This window comes from Streptomyces sp. NPDC005866 (assembly GCF_040629895.1).
Classification (GTDB): Bacteria; Actinomycetota; Actinomycetes; order Streptomycetales; family Streptomycetaceae; genus Streptomyces.
In genome coordinates this window covers 158,490-173,146 of the sequence record NZ_JBEXWP010000003.1, presented here as the reverse complement: position 1 = coordinate 173,146, position 14,657 = coordinate 158,490, and the positions used below count along the sequence as shown (strand labels likewise).

General features: G+C 73.0%; 14 protein-coding genes and 1 pseudogene. 11 read left to right on the top strand and 4 right to left on the bottom strand.

All coding sequences use genetic code 11. The features are described from left to right. The first annotated feature begins 113 nt into the window (after positions 1–113). Together ABZ396_RS05535 and ABZ396_RS05530 are read left to right on the top strand one after the other, a co-directional pair. On the top strand, positions 114–878 hold the full coding sequence (locus ABZ396_RS05535; protein ID WP_358914900.1) for a DUF4232 domain-containing protein: 765 nt from the start codon (positions 114–116) through the stop codon (positions 876–878). Between the two features lie 83 nt (positions 879–961). Beyond that, positions 962–1,375, top strand: coding sequence for a hypothetical protein (locus ABZ396_RS05530; RefSeq protein WP_358914898.1), 414 nt, complete (start codon positions 962–964; stop codon positions 1,373–1,375). A gap of 10 nt (positions 1,376–1,385) precedes the next feature. Here ABZ396_RS05530 and ABZ396_RS05525 read toward each other — a convergent pair whose 3' ends face one another. After that, a complete protein-coding gene (locus ABZ396_RS05525; protein WP_358914896.1) occupies positions 1,386–2,222 on the bottom strand; it encodes a formylglycine-generating enzyme family protein in 837 nt (278 codons plus the stop codon). A gap of 451 nt (positions 2,223–2,673) precedes the next feature. Between ABZ396_RS05525 and ABZ396_RS05520 the strand changes: the two genes are divergently transcribed. After that, positions 2,674–3,348, top strand: coding sequence for a hypothetical protein (locus tag ABZ396_RS05520; RefSeq protein WP_358914894.1), 675 nt, complete (start codon positions 2,674–2,676; stop codon positions 3,346–3,348). A 130-nt stretch (positions 3,349–3,478) separates the two neighbouring features. Here ABZ396_RS05520 and ABZ396_RS05515 read toward each other — a convergent pair whose 3' ends face one another. Beyond that, positions 3,479–3,745, bottom strand: a complete 267-nt coding sequence (locus ABZ396_RS05515) for a hypothetical protein (RefSeq protein WP_358914892.1) — start codon at positions 3,743–3,745, stop codon at positions 3,479–3,481. Between the two features lie 178 nt (positions 3,746–3,923). Between ABZ396_RS05515 and ABZ396_RS05510 the strand changes: the two genes are divergently transcribed. The 3 genes from ABZ396_RS05510 to ABZ396_RS05500 all read left to right on the top strand — a co-directional run bounded on the left by ABZ396_RS05510 (position 3,924) and on the right by ABZ396_RS05500 (position 7,231). Then, on the top strand, positions 3,924–4,580 hold the full coding sequence (locus ABZ396_RS05510; protein WP_358914890.1) for an SDR family NAD(P)-dependent oxidoreductase: 657 nt from the start codon (positions 3,924–3,926) through the stop codon (positions 4,578–4,580). A gap of 158 nt (positions 4,581–4,738) precedes the next feature. After that, on the top strand, positions 4,739–5,677 hold the full coding sequence (locus tag ABZ396_RS05505; protein WP_358914889.1) for an MIP/aquaporin family protein: 939 nt from the start codon (positions 4,739–4,741) through the stop codon (positions 5,675–5,677). A gap of 318 nt (positions 5,678–5,995) precedes the next feature. After that, positions 5,996–7,231, top strand: a complete 1,236-nt coding sequence (locus ABZ396_RS05500; protein ID WP_358914887.1) for an amidohydrolase — start codon at positions 5,996–5,998, stop codon at positions 7,229–7,231. A 58-nt stretch (positions 7,232–7,289) separates the two neighbouring features. Here the strand turns inward: ABZ396_RS05500 and ABZ396_RS05495 are convergent, their stop codons facing one another. Continuing rightward, positions 7,290–7,415, bottom strand: coding sequence for a hypothetical protein (locus tag ABZ396_RS05495; protein WP_358914886.1), 126 nt, complete (start codon positions 7,413–7,415; stop codon positions 7,290–7,292). Positions 7,416–7,443: 28 nt separating this feature from the next. Between ABZ396_RS05495 and ABZ396_RS05490 the strand changes: the two genes are divergently transcribed. Then, positions 7,444–7,941 carry a hypothetical protein gene (locus ABZ396_RS05490; RefSeq protein WP_358914884.1) on the top strand — a complete coding sequence of 166 codons (498 nt, stop codon included), beginning with the start codon at positions 7,444–7,446 and terminating at the stop codon, positions 7,939–7,941. Here ABZ396_RS05490 and ABZ396_RS05485 read toward each other — a convergent pair. Further along, entirely contained in the window at positions 7,920–10,652 is a 2,733-nt protein-coding gene (locus tag ABZ396_RS05485) for a LuxR C-terminal-related transcriptional regulator (RefSeq protein WP_358914882.1), read from the bottom strand. The two genes, ABZ396_RS05490 and ABZ396_RS05485, sit on opposite strands and share 22 nt — an antisense overlap. Before the next feature lie 321 nt (positions 10,653–10,973). On the opposite strand from ABZ396_RS05485, the gene ABZ396_RS05480 reads away from it, so the two are divergent. The 4 genes and pseudogenes from ABZ396_RS05480 to ABZ396_RS05465 all read left to right on the top strand — a co-directional run. Continuing rightward, the gene (locus ABZ396_RS05480; RefSeq protein ID WP_358914880.1) at positions 10,974–11,624 is read left to right on the top strand and encodes a response regulator transcription factor; all 651 of its coding nucleotides are present in this window, start codon (positions 10,974–10,976) and stop codon (positions 11,622–11,624) included. Positions 11,625–11,749: 125 nt separating this feature from the next. Continuing rightward, positions 11,750–12,409: a DUF4255 domain-containing protein gene (locus tag ABZ396_RS05475; protein ID WP_358914878.1), complete on the top strand. Its 660-nt coding sequence runs from the start codon at positions 11,750–11,752 to the stop codon at positions 12,407–12,409. Then, positions 12,406–14,361: an ATP-binding protein gene (locus tag ABZ396_RS05470; protein ID WP_358914876.1), complete on the top strand. Its 1,956-nt coding sequence runs from the start codon at positions 12,406–12,408 to the stop codon at positions 14,359–14,361. Before ABZ396_RS05475 ends, ABZ396_RS05470 begins: the two co-directional genes overlap by 4 nt. A gap of 83 nt (positions 14,362–14,444) precedes the next feature. Further along, positions 14,445–14,657, top strand: a pseudogene (locus ABZ396_RS05465) (alpha/beta hydrolase); the annotation flags it as partial.

Below are 14,657 nucleotides of genomic sequence, written 5' to 3'. Positions count from 1 at the left end.
TGGCACGAACACGACCGGCCCGTGACGGCGGGTTCCGAACTTCCCTGTGCGGTGCCGCATCGTATGGGGTGTCCGGCAGAGAGCCGGGTACATCACCACCCCTGGGGGACCCCATGCCCAACCGCCGTCACCACCTCCGCAAGACCGCCGCCGCCCTGACCGGCGCCGCCGCGCTGATGGCCCTGCTCACCGCCTGCAACGGCACCGCGACCGGCTCCGTCACCTCCGACGGCGGTACGGCCGCTCCGGCCGCCGGCGACCCCACCGCCAGCGCCTCCACCGGCGGCTCGGGCTCGGGCAGCAGCGGCGGCGGGAGCACGTCGGGCTCGTCCACCTCCGGCGGCTCCTCCGCGTCCGGCGGTTCCTCGACCGGCGGTTCGTCTTCCAGCGGTTCGTCCTCCAGCGGTTCGCCTTCCAGCGGTTCCTCCACGGGCGGTTCCTCCTCCGGCGGTTCCACCGCGGGTGGCTCGGTGCCCGCCTGCCAGGCCTCCGGGCTCGGCTACTCCTGGCTGGACACCGGCAGCGGCAGCGGCGACCAGAGGCACGCCGTCGTGGCGCTCACCAACAAGAGCGGCCGCACCTGCACGATCTACGGCTTCCCCGGCGTCGACTTGGTCAACAGCGGACAGCAGTGGTCGCTCCAGCGCACCAACGCCGGCCCGCAGCGGGTCACTCTGGCGAGCGGCGCGTCCGCCAACTTCACGATCACCTACCTCGCCGCGAAGCAGGGCGACTCCACCGCGTTCGCGCCGACCACGGTCGTCATCACGGCCCCGAACCAGCGCACCTGGTACGACCTGCCGTGGCGCGGCGGTGCCGTGGTCCTCCAGGACGGCGCGACCCACCCGGGAACGTACGTCGGCCCGGTCGGCGAGTGACGACCTGGGGCGCGGAGTCCCGGTTCACCCGTTCGGAGTAACCCCCGTGGTGGGGGGCGCAGAGCGGCCGGATCGTCGTACCCATGACACAGCAGACGCATCCGGCACCGACGCCGCGCACCGGCTGGACCACCGGCGGAGTCGTCTTCGCGGGGGTCCTCCTACTGATGAACGGCGTCCTGGCCATCCTGCAGGGCATCTCAGCGATCGCCACCGACGACGTGTACGCACGGATAAACGACTACGTCTACAAGGTCAGCCTCACCGGCTGGGGCTGGATCCTCGTGATCCTGGGCGCACTCGGCGTCATCGCGGGCGCCGCCCTCCTCAAGGGCGCCCCCGACTGGGCCCGCATGGTCGGCATCTTCCTGGCCGCGCTGAGCATGGTCGCCCAGTTCCTGTTCCTGCCCTACGCCCCGCTCTGGGCCCTCATCATGATCGCCATCGACTTCTTCGTGATCTGGTCGCTGGCGGTGTACAAGCCGGAGCGGGTGTAGGCGCGCCCGTTCACCCCGCGTCGCGGACGCAGCGGAAGCCGGTATGGCCGGTGGAGCTGTCGGGAGTGTTGGCGGTGCGGGCGGCGACCCGGTAGCGGTTGCAGTAGGAGGCGTGGCACAGATGGGAGCCGCCCCGGATGACCCGGGCGGTGCCAAGGGCCGCACCGGCGGGATCGACATCCGTACGACGGTCGGTGGACCACCAGTCGGCGCACCACTCCCAGACGTTGCCGGACGTGTTGTGGAGTCCGTACCCGTTGGGCGCGAACGCGTCGACGGGGGCGGTGCCCCGGTACCCGTCGGCTGCGGTGTTACGGGTGGGGAACGTCCCGCGCCAGATGTTGCACCGGTACTCCCCGTCCGGGTCCAGCTCGTCGCCCCACGGATAACGGGCCTGCTCCAGACCGCCCCGGGCCGCGTACTCCCACTCCGCCTCGGTGGGCAGCCGCTTGCCCGCCCAGGAGGCGTATGCGGCGGCGTCGTACCAGGAGACATGGACGACGGGATGGCCGCCGAGCCCGTCGAGCCCGCTGCCCGGCCCCGCCGGCTCGTGCCAGGCGGCCCCCGCGACCGCACACCACCAGGGGGTCTCCGGCGGCCGGGGCGCGCCCCTGCGCAGCGCGGCGGGCAGGAATCCGGCGAAGACGTACGACCAGCCCAGCCGTTCCGCGTCGGTGACATACCCGGTGTCGGCGACGAACGCGGCGTACTCGTCGTTGCTCACGGCGCAGGCGTCGATGAGGAACGGCGAGACGCGCACGGCCCGTACCGGGCCTTCACCGTCCGCCGGGAAGCCGTCGGCGTCCTCGGCGCCCATGAGGAACTCACCGCCGGGGAGGGCCACCATGCCCGTGCTCCCCGGGGCGTCGCCGCGGGCCGGAAGAGGGCGTGTCGAGAGGTCCGCGGGGGCGGAGGGTGCGCAGCAGGCGGACGGCGGACGGGTGGGCTCCATGTGCGTGGGCTCCATGTGCGGAGTGTGCCGCAGGCGGCTGTGACGACGTGAGGGGATGCGACCCGGGTCACATCTCCCGGGTGTCACCCGCGGATGCGGCCAGCGGAGGAGTTCGTGGACCGCGGCGACCGTGTTGAACACGACCGGCAGGGCGAAGATCCCGCCGACGACCATCCACGCGCTCCCCCCAGGACCACGCGAGGATCTCCTCACAGGGCTCGGCCATGTCAACCAATTGATCAGCGCCGGGCGCGGAGCCGTGGCATCGCACGTTCCCAACCAGCGATAATCCCCCCATGGCACCCCCCTCGGCCGCCGAACCCCCGCACCGGACACCGGCCGCCACGTGAACCTCGACCTCACCGAGTTGCACCGCCGCCTGCTGCCCGACCTGCTGTCGGCAGGCGACGCGTACCCCCTCGCCCTGACCGGCGACTACGCGGCCCAGGTTCATGGCCTGTTGGACCGCCCCGGCCGGACCCTGGAAGTCGCCACCCAGCACCCGGCGCCCATGCGGACGGTCGTAGAAACGGTCATGGCGGGCCTGCGTGAACGCGGCTGGCTCGCCGGCGCACGCGAGACGGACCCGCTCTCCGCCCAACTGATCGTCACCGACGCCGTGTCGGAGGAGGACGGCGAGGTCAACCTCCTCAAGGAGGCCCTCTGGCACCCGCCGGTCCGGACGGAACTCGGCCTGACCCTCTCCCTCGAAGACGTGGTCGGCATGCGGGTCTGGGCGCTGACCGACCGCGGTCTGCCCCGCGACCTGCTCGTCGTGCACGCGGCCGCGGACCGCTGGAGCCTGCCCGACCTGGAAGACCTCGGCCGTCGCCACGCCCGGGACACCTTCGACCTCACGGACCTCCAGTCCCGTCTGACGGGCACGGAGTGGATCGACGACCGTGTGTTCGCCGCGTACGGCCTCGACGACCAGGCCGTCACCGGCCTCCGCCAGTGGGCCCAGACCTGGGCGGACGACATCGCGGAACGCCTGATCGAGGCACAGCCGCCGGAAGACTGACGCCTGCTTGCCTGCCTGCCGGGTTACGCCGGTCGCGTGAGGTGCGTGGTCCCCGGTTCCCGTGCCGCCAGGAACTGCACCACGGCCGGCGCGAACACACAGGGCGATACCGACCACCACCCAGCCCCCGTCACTGGCTCGCCTGCTCCCCGTCCAGCGCCCGGGTCCTCCAGTAGGAGTAGCCCTCCGCACCGAAGCCGGCGAGCGCCAGCGCGCATCCCACCCAGACCAGAGACGGGTTCTGCCCCTTCAGGCTGCCGATGATCGACAGGTCCACGCCGAGAATGGGCAGAAAGACCGCACCGGCGTCCCACCACTGACCCTTACGGGCTTTGACGATGGCGGAGACCCACCCGAGCACGAAGACCAGCGCCATGAACGCCATCGCTATCCGCATGACGGCAGTGTGCCGTGTGTCCTTCTGGCGTGTCGGCCCACGCGTACCAGTACCGGCCGTCGTAAGGCAGCCCGAGTGGGTTCGCCGGGGTGGCGGCCGGTGCGCACGTGTGAAGTCGGGGGCGGCGCGGTACGGAGCCAGGTACGACCTCGCCGCCTCAGCCGTCAGGAGTCACATCGTGAGCAGTATCGCCATCGTGGGGGCCGGGCCAGGGCTGGGGGCCGCCGTCGCCCGGCGCTTCGGACGGGAAGGGTACGGCGTCGCGCTTCTCGCCCGGGACGGGGAGCGGCTCGCCGGGGAGCTTTCCGGCCTCGGCGTCGACGCCCGTGGGTTCTCCGCCGACGTGCGGGACCCGCACGCCCTCGCCGGTGCCCTGGAGCGGGCGGCCGAGGAACTCGGGACGGTCGAGATCCTGCAGTACAGCCCTGTCCCGCAGCGGGACTTCATGCGGCCCGTGCTGGAGACCACCCATGCGGATCTGCTCGGGCCGGTCGAGTTCTCCGTGTACGGGCCGGTCGCCGCCGTGCAGCAGGTGCTGCCGGGGATGCGGGAGCTGGGACGGGGGACCATCCTCCTCGTCAACGGCGGTACGGCCGTCATTCCGCACCCGGACCGCGCCGGGACCTCCATCGCCTTCGCCGCCGAGAGTGCCTACGGGCATCTGCTGCACGACCGGCTCGCCGGGGAGGGGATCCATGTGGCGCAACTGATCATTCCGGGGGCCATCGTCGCGGGGCACGCGCGCAAGGATCCCGCCGTGCTCGCCGACACGCTCTGGGGGATGCACCGCGACCGGCACGGGTTCCGGCACTACGCCGATGACCTGGAGGGATAACCCGGGGAGGGATGAACCCGAGGAGAGGTAATCCCGCGGCGGAGTTAGTCCCGTCGGGCGCAATGGGCCGATCTGCGCGAACATCATTTGTGGGCCAAAATGGTGTTCGGCCCGATTGCTCCCCACCGGGAGCCAGCGATGGCTAAAGGGGGCCAGCGATGGCTGTGGAAATACCTCCTCTCCTCAAGCCCTCCCGGCTCAGAAGCCGTGGAGGCCTGCTCGGTGAGTGCCTGGCAGAGTTTCTCGGGACATTCGTACTCATCTCGTTCGGATGCGGCAGCGTGGCGATGGCCGTCGCGGCGCTGCCCGGGTCGGGGCGTGCGGAGACCGCCACGACGATCTTCCTCGCCGCCGGTGACTGGCTCCTCATCACCTGGGGCTGGGGCATGGCCGTGACCTTCGGCATCTACGTGGCCGGCGGTGTCAGCGGCGCCCATCTGAACCCGGCGGTGACGCTCGCTTTCGCCGTACGCCGTAAGTTCCCCTGGGCGAAGGTGGTGCCCTACTGGGTGTCGCAGGTGCTCGGCGCCCTCGCCGGGGCCGCGCTGGTCTACCTCGTCTACCACGACGCGATCAACGCGTTCGACGCCGCGTCGAAACCGCCCAAGGTGGGCGGGCACACGGAGGCCACCTTCTCGATCTTCGCCACCTTCCCGGCGCCGTACTTCCACGGCGGGACCTGGGGACCGCTGATCGACCAGATCGTCGGTACGGCCTTCCTCGTCATGTTCGTCGTCGCGGTCATAGACCTGCGCAACACGGCCGTGGGGTCCAACCTCGGCCCGTTCGTCATCGGCCTCGCGGTGGCCGCCGTCGGCATGTCCTACGGCGCGAACGCGGGCTACGCCATCAACCCGGCCCGCGACTTCGGGCCGCGGCTGCTCACCTGGTTCGCCGGGTGGAAGAGTTTTGCGTTCCCGGGGAACGGGGCGGGATTCAGCGGCTATTGGTGGATCCCGATCGTCGGCCCCCTGATCGGCGGTGTGATCGGGGTGCTGATCTACGACCTGTTCATCGGCGACGTCCTGCACGCCCGGCTCAAGCTGGGCCAGCCGCCGGAGCCGGGCCGGACCCGTCCGACCGTGGACGAGCCGTAGGCGGAGCGGTAGTCGGGGTGGTGGCGGTAGTCGGGCTGGTGGCGGTGGTCGGGGTGGCGGTGGTCGGTGTGGTGGGCGGTGGTCAGGGCTCGGGCTTCTCCGAGCCTTGACCACCTAGGCGCTGCACCAGTTGCCGTGCCGGAGCCGGCGCCGGCAAGACGGCGCCCGAGGTGTTGGGCAGGGCGTGGAGGGCGGACTCCGGGGCGGGCGAGCCGTTCACCTCGTTTTCCTGCGTTTTCGCGCGGAGTTCGGTGACGAGGCTGATCCTGTTCCTTGACTCGACGGGCAAGCAAGCCACCCACCCCTGGAGACGACGCCATGAGCATCAGCCCCCTCCTGACCGGCCTGAGCGGGAAGCTCCCCGAGCTGCGGGCGCTGTACGAGGACCTGCACGCGCATCCGGAGCTGTCCTTCGAGGAGGAGCGGACCGCGGCCGTCGTCGCGGAGCGGCTGCGGGAGCAGGGCTGGGAGGTCACCGAGCGGGTCGGCGGCACCGGGGTGGTCGGGGTTCTGGCCAACGGGGACGGCCCCGTCGTGCTGCTGCGGGCCGACATGGACGCGCTGCCGGTCACCGAGGAGACCGGGCTGCCCTACGCCTCGGAGAACGACGGGGTGATGCACGCGTGCGGGCATGACATGCATGTCGCCTGGCTGCTGGGGGCCACCGGGCAGCTGGCCGCCGTGCGGGACGGCTGGCGTGGCACGGTGGTCGCCGTGTTCCAGCCGGCCGAGGAGGTGGGCGGCGCGCCGAAGGTGCTCGCGGACGGGTTCGCCGAGCGGTTCCCGCGGCCGGACGTCTGCCTGGCCCAGCATGTGGCGGCCGCGCCGGCCGGTCTTGTCGGGACCCGGGCGGGCGCGCTGATGGCGGGTGCGGACAGCATGCGGGTCACGCTGTTCGGGCGGGGCGGGCACGGGTCCACACCGGAGGCGACCGTCGACCCGGTGGTGCTGGCCGCAGCCGTGGTGATGCGGCTGCAGACCGTCGTCTCCCGGGAGGTCGGCGCGGGCCAGCAGGCCGTCGTCACGGTCGGCTCGATCCACGGCGGCACCAAGGAGAACATCATCCCGGACACCGTCGAGCTGAAGATCAACGTACGGTCCACCACGGCGGCCGTACGGGAGCGGGTGCTGGCGGCGGTCGAACGGATCGTCCGGGCCGAGGCGGCGGCCTCCGCCGCGCCGAAGGAACCGGAGATCGTCCCCATCGACTCCTTCCCGGTCACCCACAACGATCCCGCGGCCACCGAGGCCGTACAGACCGCGCTGGCCGGCGAATTCCCGGGGCTCACCTTCGAGTTGACCTCACCGGTTCCCAACAGCGAGGACTTCGGCGCCTTCGGTACGGCCCTGGGGGCGCCCTCGGTGTTCTGGTTCGTCGGCGGCGCCGACCACCGGCTCTTCGCGGGCGTCGACCTGGAGGCCCTGGTCCGCGACGGCATCCCGCCGCAGATCCCCTCCAACCACTCCCCGCACTTCGCGCCCGTCCCGGAACCCACGATCGAGACGGGCGTACGGGCGCTGCTCGCGGCCGCCGGCCACTGGCTGACCCCCTGAGCCTCCCCCAGCCCCCTGAACTCCCTGGCCCTCTGAGCCCGCACGCCCCCGGCCCCGGTCAGCGCAGGGCGCTCGTCCGGCGGTTTCCCGGGATCGCCAGCCAGCCTCCGGCCGCCGTGCGCGCGGTCGGCAGAAAGCCCGGGTCGGCGCGGATCACCGCCAGGATGTCGCCCCGGGCCGCCATGCCCAGGGCGTAGACCAGGCTCTCCAGGGTGGCCGCGCTCGGGCTGCTCGTCCGGTTCCATCTGCTGACCTGGAGCTTCGAGGACCACCTGATGAACGGCGGTACGCGCTCCGCGCAGGGCGTCCTCGCTCACACCGGCCGGCAACTGCGCGGCGCCGTGCGGGAGGAGCCGCACTTCACCGAGGGCTCCTACCGGTTCGCGATGGTGCTGGGCGCGCTGCGCAGCGGCGGCCCGGAGATCGCGCTGCGGGTGCTCGAACGGTGGGTGGAACTGGCGCGGCAGCAGGGCCCTGGCTACGGCACGGACCTGGAGCACGACAACGCGGCCCGCACCAACTACCGCAACCTGGTGAGCGGTTGCCTGGAACGGCTGGGGGACGGCCGCAGTCCCGGCCACCCGGCGTACGGCACGGTCGTGCGCCGGATGCTGGACACCGCCCGTGCCCCGCACGTCCGGGACTGGCTCACCGGCGTCCAGGACCGGGCCCTGGACGCTCTGGACCCCTACTGGCACGGGGCGCCCTGATCCAGGGCGGGGCGCAGATCGGCCCGCCGGCGGATGCCCAGCTTCCTGTACGTGTGGGTGAGATGGGTCTCCACGGTACGGCGGGCCAGATGGAGCAGGGCCGCGATCTCCGTGTTCGTGCGGCCCTCGGCGGCGAGTTCGGCGATGCGGCGCTCGCTGCCGGTCAGGGAGGCGGCGCCCGTACGGCGTCTGGGGGAGCGGGCGCCGCCTTTCCGCAGCATTCGCTCGGCCAGCTCCACCAGCCGTACGGCACCGAGCCGTTCGGCGTGCTCCACGGTCTCCCGCAGGCTGTCGCGGGCCCGGGCGGCCTCGCCGGCGGCGGTCAGCTGGCGGCCCAGGGCGAGCAGCGCCAGCGCCGGCTCCGTACCGGCGGGACCGCCGCCCCGCAGCAGCGCCACGGCCTCCTCGGCCAGCTCAAGACCCCGGCGGCCGCCGGTCGCCGTACCGAGAACGCGCAGGGCCCGGCCCACCGTGCGCGGGGTGTCCCAGATCCGGGCCAGACGCAGTTCCTCCTCGGCCAGGGCGATGGCATCGAGGGGGCGGCCGAGTGCCAGCCGGCACTCGGCGGCGGCCGTACGCCAGGGGGTGACCACCGGGCTGGTCACTTGACGGGCGGACTGGCGGCGGCCGCACTCCAGGAAGTCGTGCAGCGCCGCCGCCGGATCACCGGCGGCGGCCCGCACCACTCCCCGGGCGTAGAGGAACCGGTTCAGCTCCCAGGAGTCCGCCGCCTCCCGCAGGTCGATCCCGGCGACCAGGCTCTCGGCCTGTGCGGTACGGCCGGTCTCCACCAGGGCGATCAGGGTGTGCGCATGGGCGTTGCCGGCCGTGACCGACTCGGGTACGGCCGTCGGGCGGGTGTAGTCGGCGCGGGCCGCCGCGATGTCCGCACGGCTGTTGATCAGGGCCTGGTGCATGGGGTGCAGCAGGTCGGGGCGCTGTCCGGCCAGCCCCCGGTCCACCAGCCGCTCGGCCTCGTCGAGTTCGTCGGCCCACTGGGCGACCGTGGCCGCCGTACCGACCAGGAAGGGCTCGGTGAGCGGGTCGGTGGGTTCGGCGAGCAGGGCGCGCAGCCGGCGCATGGCGTCCCGGGCCGAGGTGAGGCCAGCGGAGGCCGCGTGCCGCACCAGCAGGGCCTGGCCGGCCGTGCCGACCAGCTCCGGGGAGCGCTCGGCGGTCTCGGACAGCCGGCGGTAGACCTCCTGCCGTACCTCCTGGTCCTGGTCGGAGAGGAGGACGGAGGCGGTGTGCAGGGTGCGCACCAGGTCGGGGTGGTCGTTCAGCTCGCCGTTCACGGACCGGAGCAGCTCCACGGCCTTGCGGGTGCGGCCCCGGCCGGTCAGCGCGGTGCCGAGGGCGACGGCCGCGCGCACCCGGTCCTGCGGGGTGGCGGGGAGCCGGACCGCCTCGGCGAGGCGGGGTATCGCCGCGGAGGAGCGGGGCGCCGCGTACTCCAGCGAGCCCAGTCCGATCAGCAGCCGCTGCCGGTGGTCGTCGGAGAGGGGTTCCTCCAGGGCGCGGCGCAGGTAGGCGACGGCGTCCTCGGCGCGGCCTTCGTGGAGGGCGAGCGCGGCCGCGTCCTTCAGCAGGGGCGGCGCCCAGGGAACGTTCACCGGGCCGGTCGAGAGCAGCTGACGGGCCACGGCCTCGGCGGGCGCGTCCTGACGCAGCAGCGCCTCGGCTATCGCCCGGTGCGCGGCACGGCGGCGGGAGGCGGGGACACCGGCGAGGACCGCGTCGCGCAGCAGGGGGTGCGGGTAGTGGGGGCGGCCGTCGGGGCCGGGGGCGAGAAGGCCGAGGTTGGTCATGGCGGTGAGCCAGCCGGCCACCCGCGTGGGGTCGGCGCCGACCAGCCCGGCGAGCAGAGGCGTGATGTCGGTCTCCGGCAGTCCGGCGCCGGCGTTCTCCTCGAGTACGGCGAGGGCACGGGCGACCTCGGTGGTGGCCGGGCCCGCACTGTCCAGCCACCACCGGACGGCGGCCGGGTAGGCGCCCGGGTACAGGGCGGCCGTGGCGGTGGGCACCGTCGTGTGCCGTGCCTCGTGGAGGTCGTCGAGCAGGGCGTGCAGGAGTAAGGGGCTGCCGGCGGCGGCCCGCGCACAGCCGTCCACCCAGACCTGGTCCGCGGCCGGGAAGGCGGCGCGCACCCGGCCGGCCGCGGCCTCCGGGGTGAGGGGAGCGAGGGTGTGGGTCCGGACGAGGGCCGGGGGGAGGGTGTGGGCGAAGCCGGGGGTGGGCGGATCGAGGTCGTACTGACTGCGTTCGCCGACGACGAGGAGGATCGGTAAGCGGTCTATGTAGCGGGCGGCCTCCACGAGCCAGCGGTGCGAGGGGGCGTCGGCGAGGTGCACGTCGTCCACGGCGACGAGCAGGGGCGAGTCGTCGGCGTAGGCGCGCAGCACGCGCCAGAGCGCGGCGGCGGTGGCCCGCTCGTCACCGTCCACCGTGAGGTCGGCGAACTCCGGAACCGGGCCGAGGAGTTGCAGGACGGTGGCGAAGGAGATGGAGGTGTCGGCTGGGGAGCAGCGGGCGTGGAGCGTTCTCAGACCATGGGCGGCCGCCTGCGCGGCCGCGGCCTCCAGGACGGTGGTGCGGCCGGTCCCGGTGGCGCCCCGCAGCAGCACGAGCCGGCCGGTCCCGGTCCGCGTCCGCTCGGCTTCCTCGGCCAACAGGTACATGGCGTCGGCGAGTTCAGGGGACGAATGCATCATTCCAGGCTCCTCGCGGTGCGCTGGTGGGTTCGGGGGGTTAGAGGGGGCGGGGGCGGGAGAAGTTCTGGAGTGGTGCGGCGGGCGGCGGATTTGTTGCCGGGTCGGCACATTCGGTACGGGGTTGTGCGTGCGGGCGGGGCGGTTCGGGGGCGTGGCCCGCGGTCACCCACGACCCCGGGCCCCCCGGACATCTCGTGGTCCCTGTCGTGGTGGTCCACGATTGCGCCTGCCCCTTTGGTCCCACCAGGCTGGGTACTCCCGTCCGTCACCGTTCCCTCAGGGGTGACGGACACGCGGACATAGCGGACATAGGGGAAGCGGTTGGCCAGCAACAGCTCACTAGCGTCGGGCGGCCGCACGCCGGTGGCGGTGTACGCGCCGGATCCGATCTCCCGCGAGGGCGCGCTCAGCCAGTTGCGGCGCCACCCTGAGATCGAGTTGCGCGAGGAGTCCGAGACCGGGCCCGGCATGGTCGCGCTGCTCATCAGCGACAGCCTCGGCGAGCCGGAGCTGACCCGGCTGCGCCGGGTCGTGCGCAGCGAGGGCGCGCGGGCCGTGCTCGTGGTCGGGGCGATGCGCGAGACGGAGCTGCTCGATGTGATCGAGTGCGGGGTCGGTGCCATCGTCTGGCGGCACGAGGCAACCGAACACCGGCTGGTGCAGGCCGTGCTGGCGGCCGCCCGCGGCGACGGCGACCTGCCCGCCGATCTGCTCGGCCGGCTGATCAACCAGGTCGGCACCCTGCACCGCAACGCCGCCGGCCGCCCGGGCGCCCCGGCCTCCGGGCTGTCCGCCCGCGAGGTGGACGTACTGCGGCTCGTCGCCGAGGGGCTCGACACCGGTGAGATCGCCAGCAAGCTGTCCTACTCCGAGCGCACCGTCAAGAACGTCATGCACGGGCTGACGACCCGGCTGCATCTGCGCAACCGGGCACACGCCGTGGCCCATGCCCTCCGGGAAGGCTACATGTGACCGAACGGGCAGCATGCACCGGTTCCCGGGCAACGCGGTCTGCCCGGCCGTTCCTGCGGGGGCGGCGGAGACGGAGGGCAGGATGGATATGAGTACCGACGGGTCCATGGGGTGGTGAGTACGGCGTGATCCACGAGGTGGACCAGGTGCTGCGGAACCTGCTGACCGGCGGTGCGCTGGAGGGCTCCGGCATCGACGTCTCCTTCGACGCCCCGACCCGCGACTGGGCGGCCCGCCGCAACGGACCCGTGATCAACAGCTATCTGTACGACATCCGTGAGGACGTGAAACGGCGTCAGCGCGGGCATATCGACGTCCGGGACGACCGGGACGTCGTCGTCAAGCGCCGGCAGCCGCCCCGGTGGTTCCGGCTGTCGTACCTGGTGACGGCGTGGACCAAGCGGCCCGAGGACGAACACCGGCTGATCAGCGCCGTGCTGGCGACCCTGATCCCGAGGGAGCTGATCCATCCGGGCGAACTGCCGGAGTCCCTGCGCGAGCTGGGGCTGACAGTGCCCCTTTCGGTCGCCGGTATCCAGACCGAGGCCCGCTCCCTCGCCGAGATCTGGTCCGCGCTCGGCGGTGAGCTCAAGCCCTCCCTGGACGTCGTCATCACGGCACCGTTCCCGGCCTATCCCGAGTACGACGCCGGTCCGCCCGTCACCGAGGGCGCCGCCGTCCGCGTACGCGAGGGACTGGACGACACCGGGCCGGTCCTCGAGGAGCGGGCCCACCGGCCCGGCCAGGTCGCCCAGGCCGTCGTCGCCCGGAGGAGCCGGGCGTGACCCTCGACGTCTCCCTGACGCCGGTCGCCCCGCTCCTTGCCCGGCTGTCCGGGCTGCGCGAGCGGGCCGCGGCCCTCGTCGAGCACCGCTCGGCCGGCGACCCGACGGCCACCGACCCGCTGCGCGGCCTCTATCTCTCCGACGATGCGGTCCGGTACTTCCTGCGCCCGGAGACGCCCGCCGAACTCCCCAGCTTGGAAAAGGACTTCACCGACCGGCTCGCGGGCCTCGCCCTCCGCCTCCGCCTCTCCCCCCTCGACACCACGATCCTCCTCGTCGCGTTCGCTCCGGATCTCGACCGCACCTTCGAGCCGCTGTACGGCTACCTCAACGACGACGTCGGCCGCCGCCGCGCCACCATCGCCCTCGCCCTAGACCTCTACGGCGTCCCCGCCCACCACACCGAGGCCCGCGCGCGGTTCCACCCCACGGCCCCGCTGACCGCGCTCGGCCTGATGGCGGTGGAGGAGCCCGAACGCCCCTTCCTCAGCCGCTCGTTGCGCGTCCCCGACCGGGTCCTGGCCCACCTCCTCGGCGACGACACCCCGGACCCGGTGCTGGCGGGACACCTGCGCTCACCGTCGTACGACGGGGAAGCCGTCGACGAGGAGTTCGTGCGGCGGCTGGCGGGGCGGATCGGCGGCGGGCCGCTGCTCGGGTATCTGCGGGAGCGGCGCGAGGGGGAGGGCCTCGGCAGTGCGACGGCCGCGCTGCGACTGGCCGGCGTGGAGGCCTGGCACTACACCGGGCCGGAGGAGCATGTCCCGGAGGTGCTGCGGGAGGCCCGGCTGAGCGGGCGGGTGGTTCTCATCGCCGAGGCGAAACCCGGCGCATTCGTCCGGGCGTTGAGCAGCACCGCCACCGATGTCACCGCACTGGTCACCAGCCCGCACCCCTACGACGCCCAGTGGTGCGACCTTGACCCTCTCGTCCTCGAGGTGCCGTCCCGGCGTGCCGCGGCCGTGGACGCCTGGGCAGGTGTACTGCCCGACACCCCCGGCTTCGACCTCGCGGCCACCGTCGCCCCGTACCACCTGGCCGGCGACCGGCTCACCCGCGCGGCCCGGGCGGCGCAGGCCCTGGCCGCCTTCGACGGCACCCCGCTGACCGCCGGCCACCTGCGGCTGGCCGCCCGCCAGCAGTCGGCGTCCGGGCTCGAACAGCACGCCCGCCGGATCCGGCCCGCCGTCGACTGGCGGGACCTGGTGCTGCCCGAACGCCCGCTCACCGAACTGCGCGAACTCGCCCTGCGCGCCCGCCACCGCGACCGGGTGCTCGGCGAGTGGCGGCTGAGCGCGGGCGGCGGCCGGGGCCGCGGGGTGCTGGGCCTGTTCGCCGGCGACTCGGGGACGGGCAAGACCCTGTCGGCGGAGGTCGTGGCCGCCGAACTCGGCCTCGACCTCTACGTCGTCCAGCTCTCCTCCATCGTCGACAAGTACGTCGGCGAGACCGAGAAGAACCTGGAGCGCATCTTCACCGAGGCCGACCGCACCGACGCCGTGCTGCTCTTCGACGAGGCCGACGCCGTCTTCGGCAAGCGCTCCGAGGTCAAGGACGCCCACGACCGGTACGCCAACCTGGAGTCGGCCTATCTCCTCCAGCGTCTGGAGGCCTTCGACGGCATCGCGCTGCTCACCACCAACCTGCGCGCCAACATCGACGAGGCCTTCACCCGCCGCCTGGACCTGGTGATCGACTTCCCGTTCCCGGACGAGGAACAGCGACTGGCACTGTGGCGGCACGGGCTGGCGCATGTGCCGAGCGAGCAGGACATCGAACTCCGCTCGCTGGCCCGCGACTTCGAGCTGGCCGGCGGCTCCATCCGCAGCGCCGTGGTCACCGCCGCCTACCTGGCCGCCGGGCGCGGAACGTCGGTCACCGCGGCGGACCTGCTGGAAGGCGCCCAGCGTGAGTACCGCAAGGCGGGGCGCCTGGTGCCGGGGACCTGGTAGTCAGGCCCGGGGGCCGGTCAGGGCTGGTTCGTCACGGCGGTGGTGAGACGTGCCGCGAGGGCCGCGACCGCGGCTCGCAGTTCAAGCGACGGTTCGACGTCCCGGTCGTAGTGGTGTGCCCGGAGTTCACCCCTGCCCAGGCCCGGGAGTGGATCAGCGGCGGCGATGTCCCGGAACTCGCCCCGGCCAAGCACGTCGACTTCGCCGACATCGACTCGGGCCACTGGCCCATGGTCACCAAGCCTGCCGCGCTCGCCGAAATCCTGGCCGCCGCAGCGGCCGACGCGGGGCGGTGA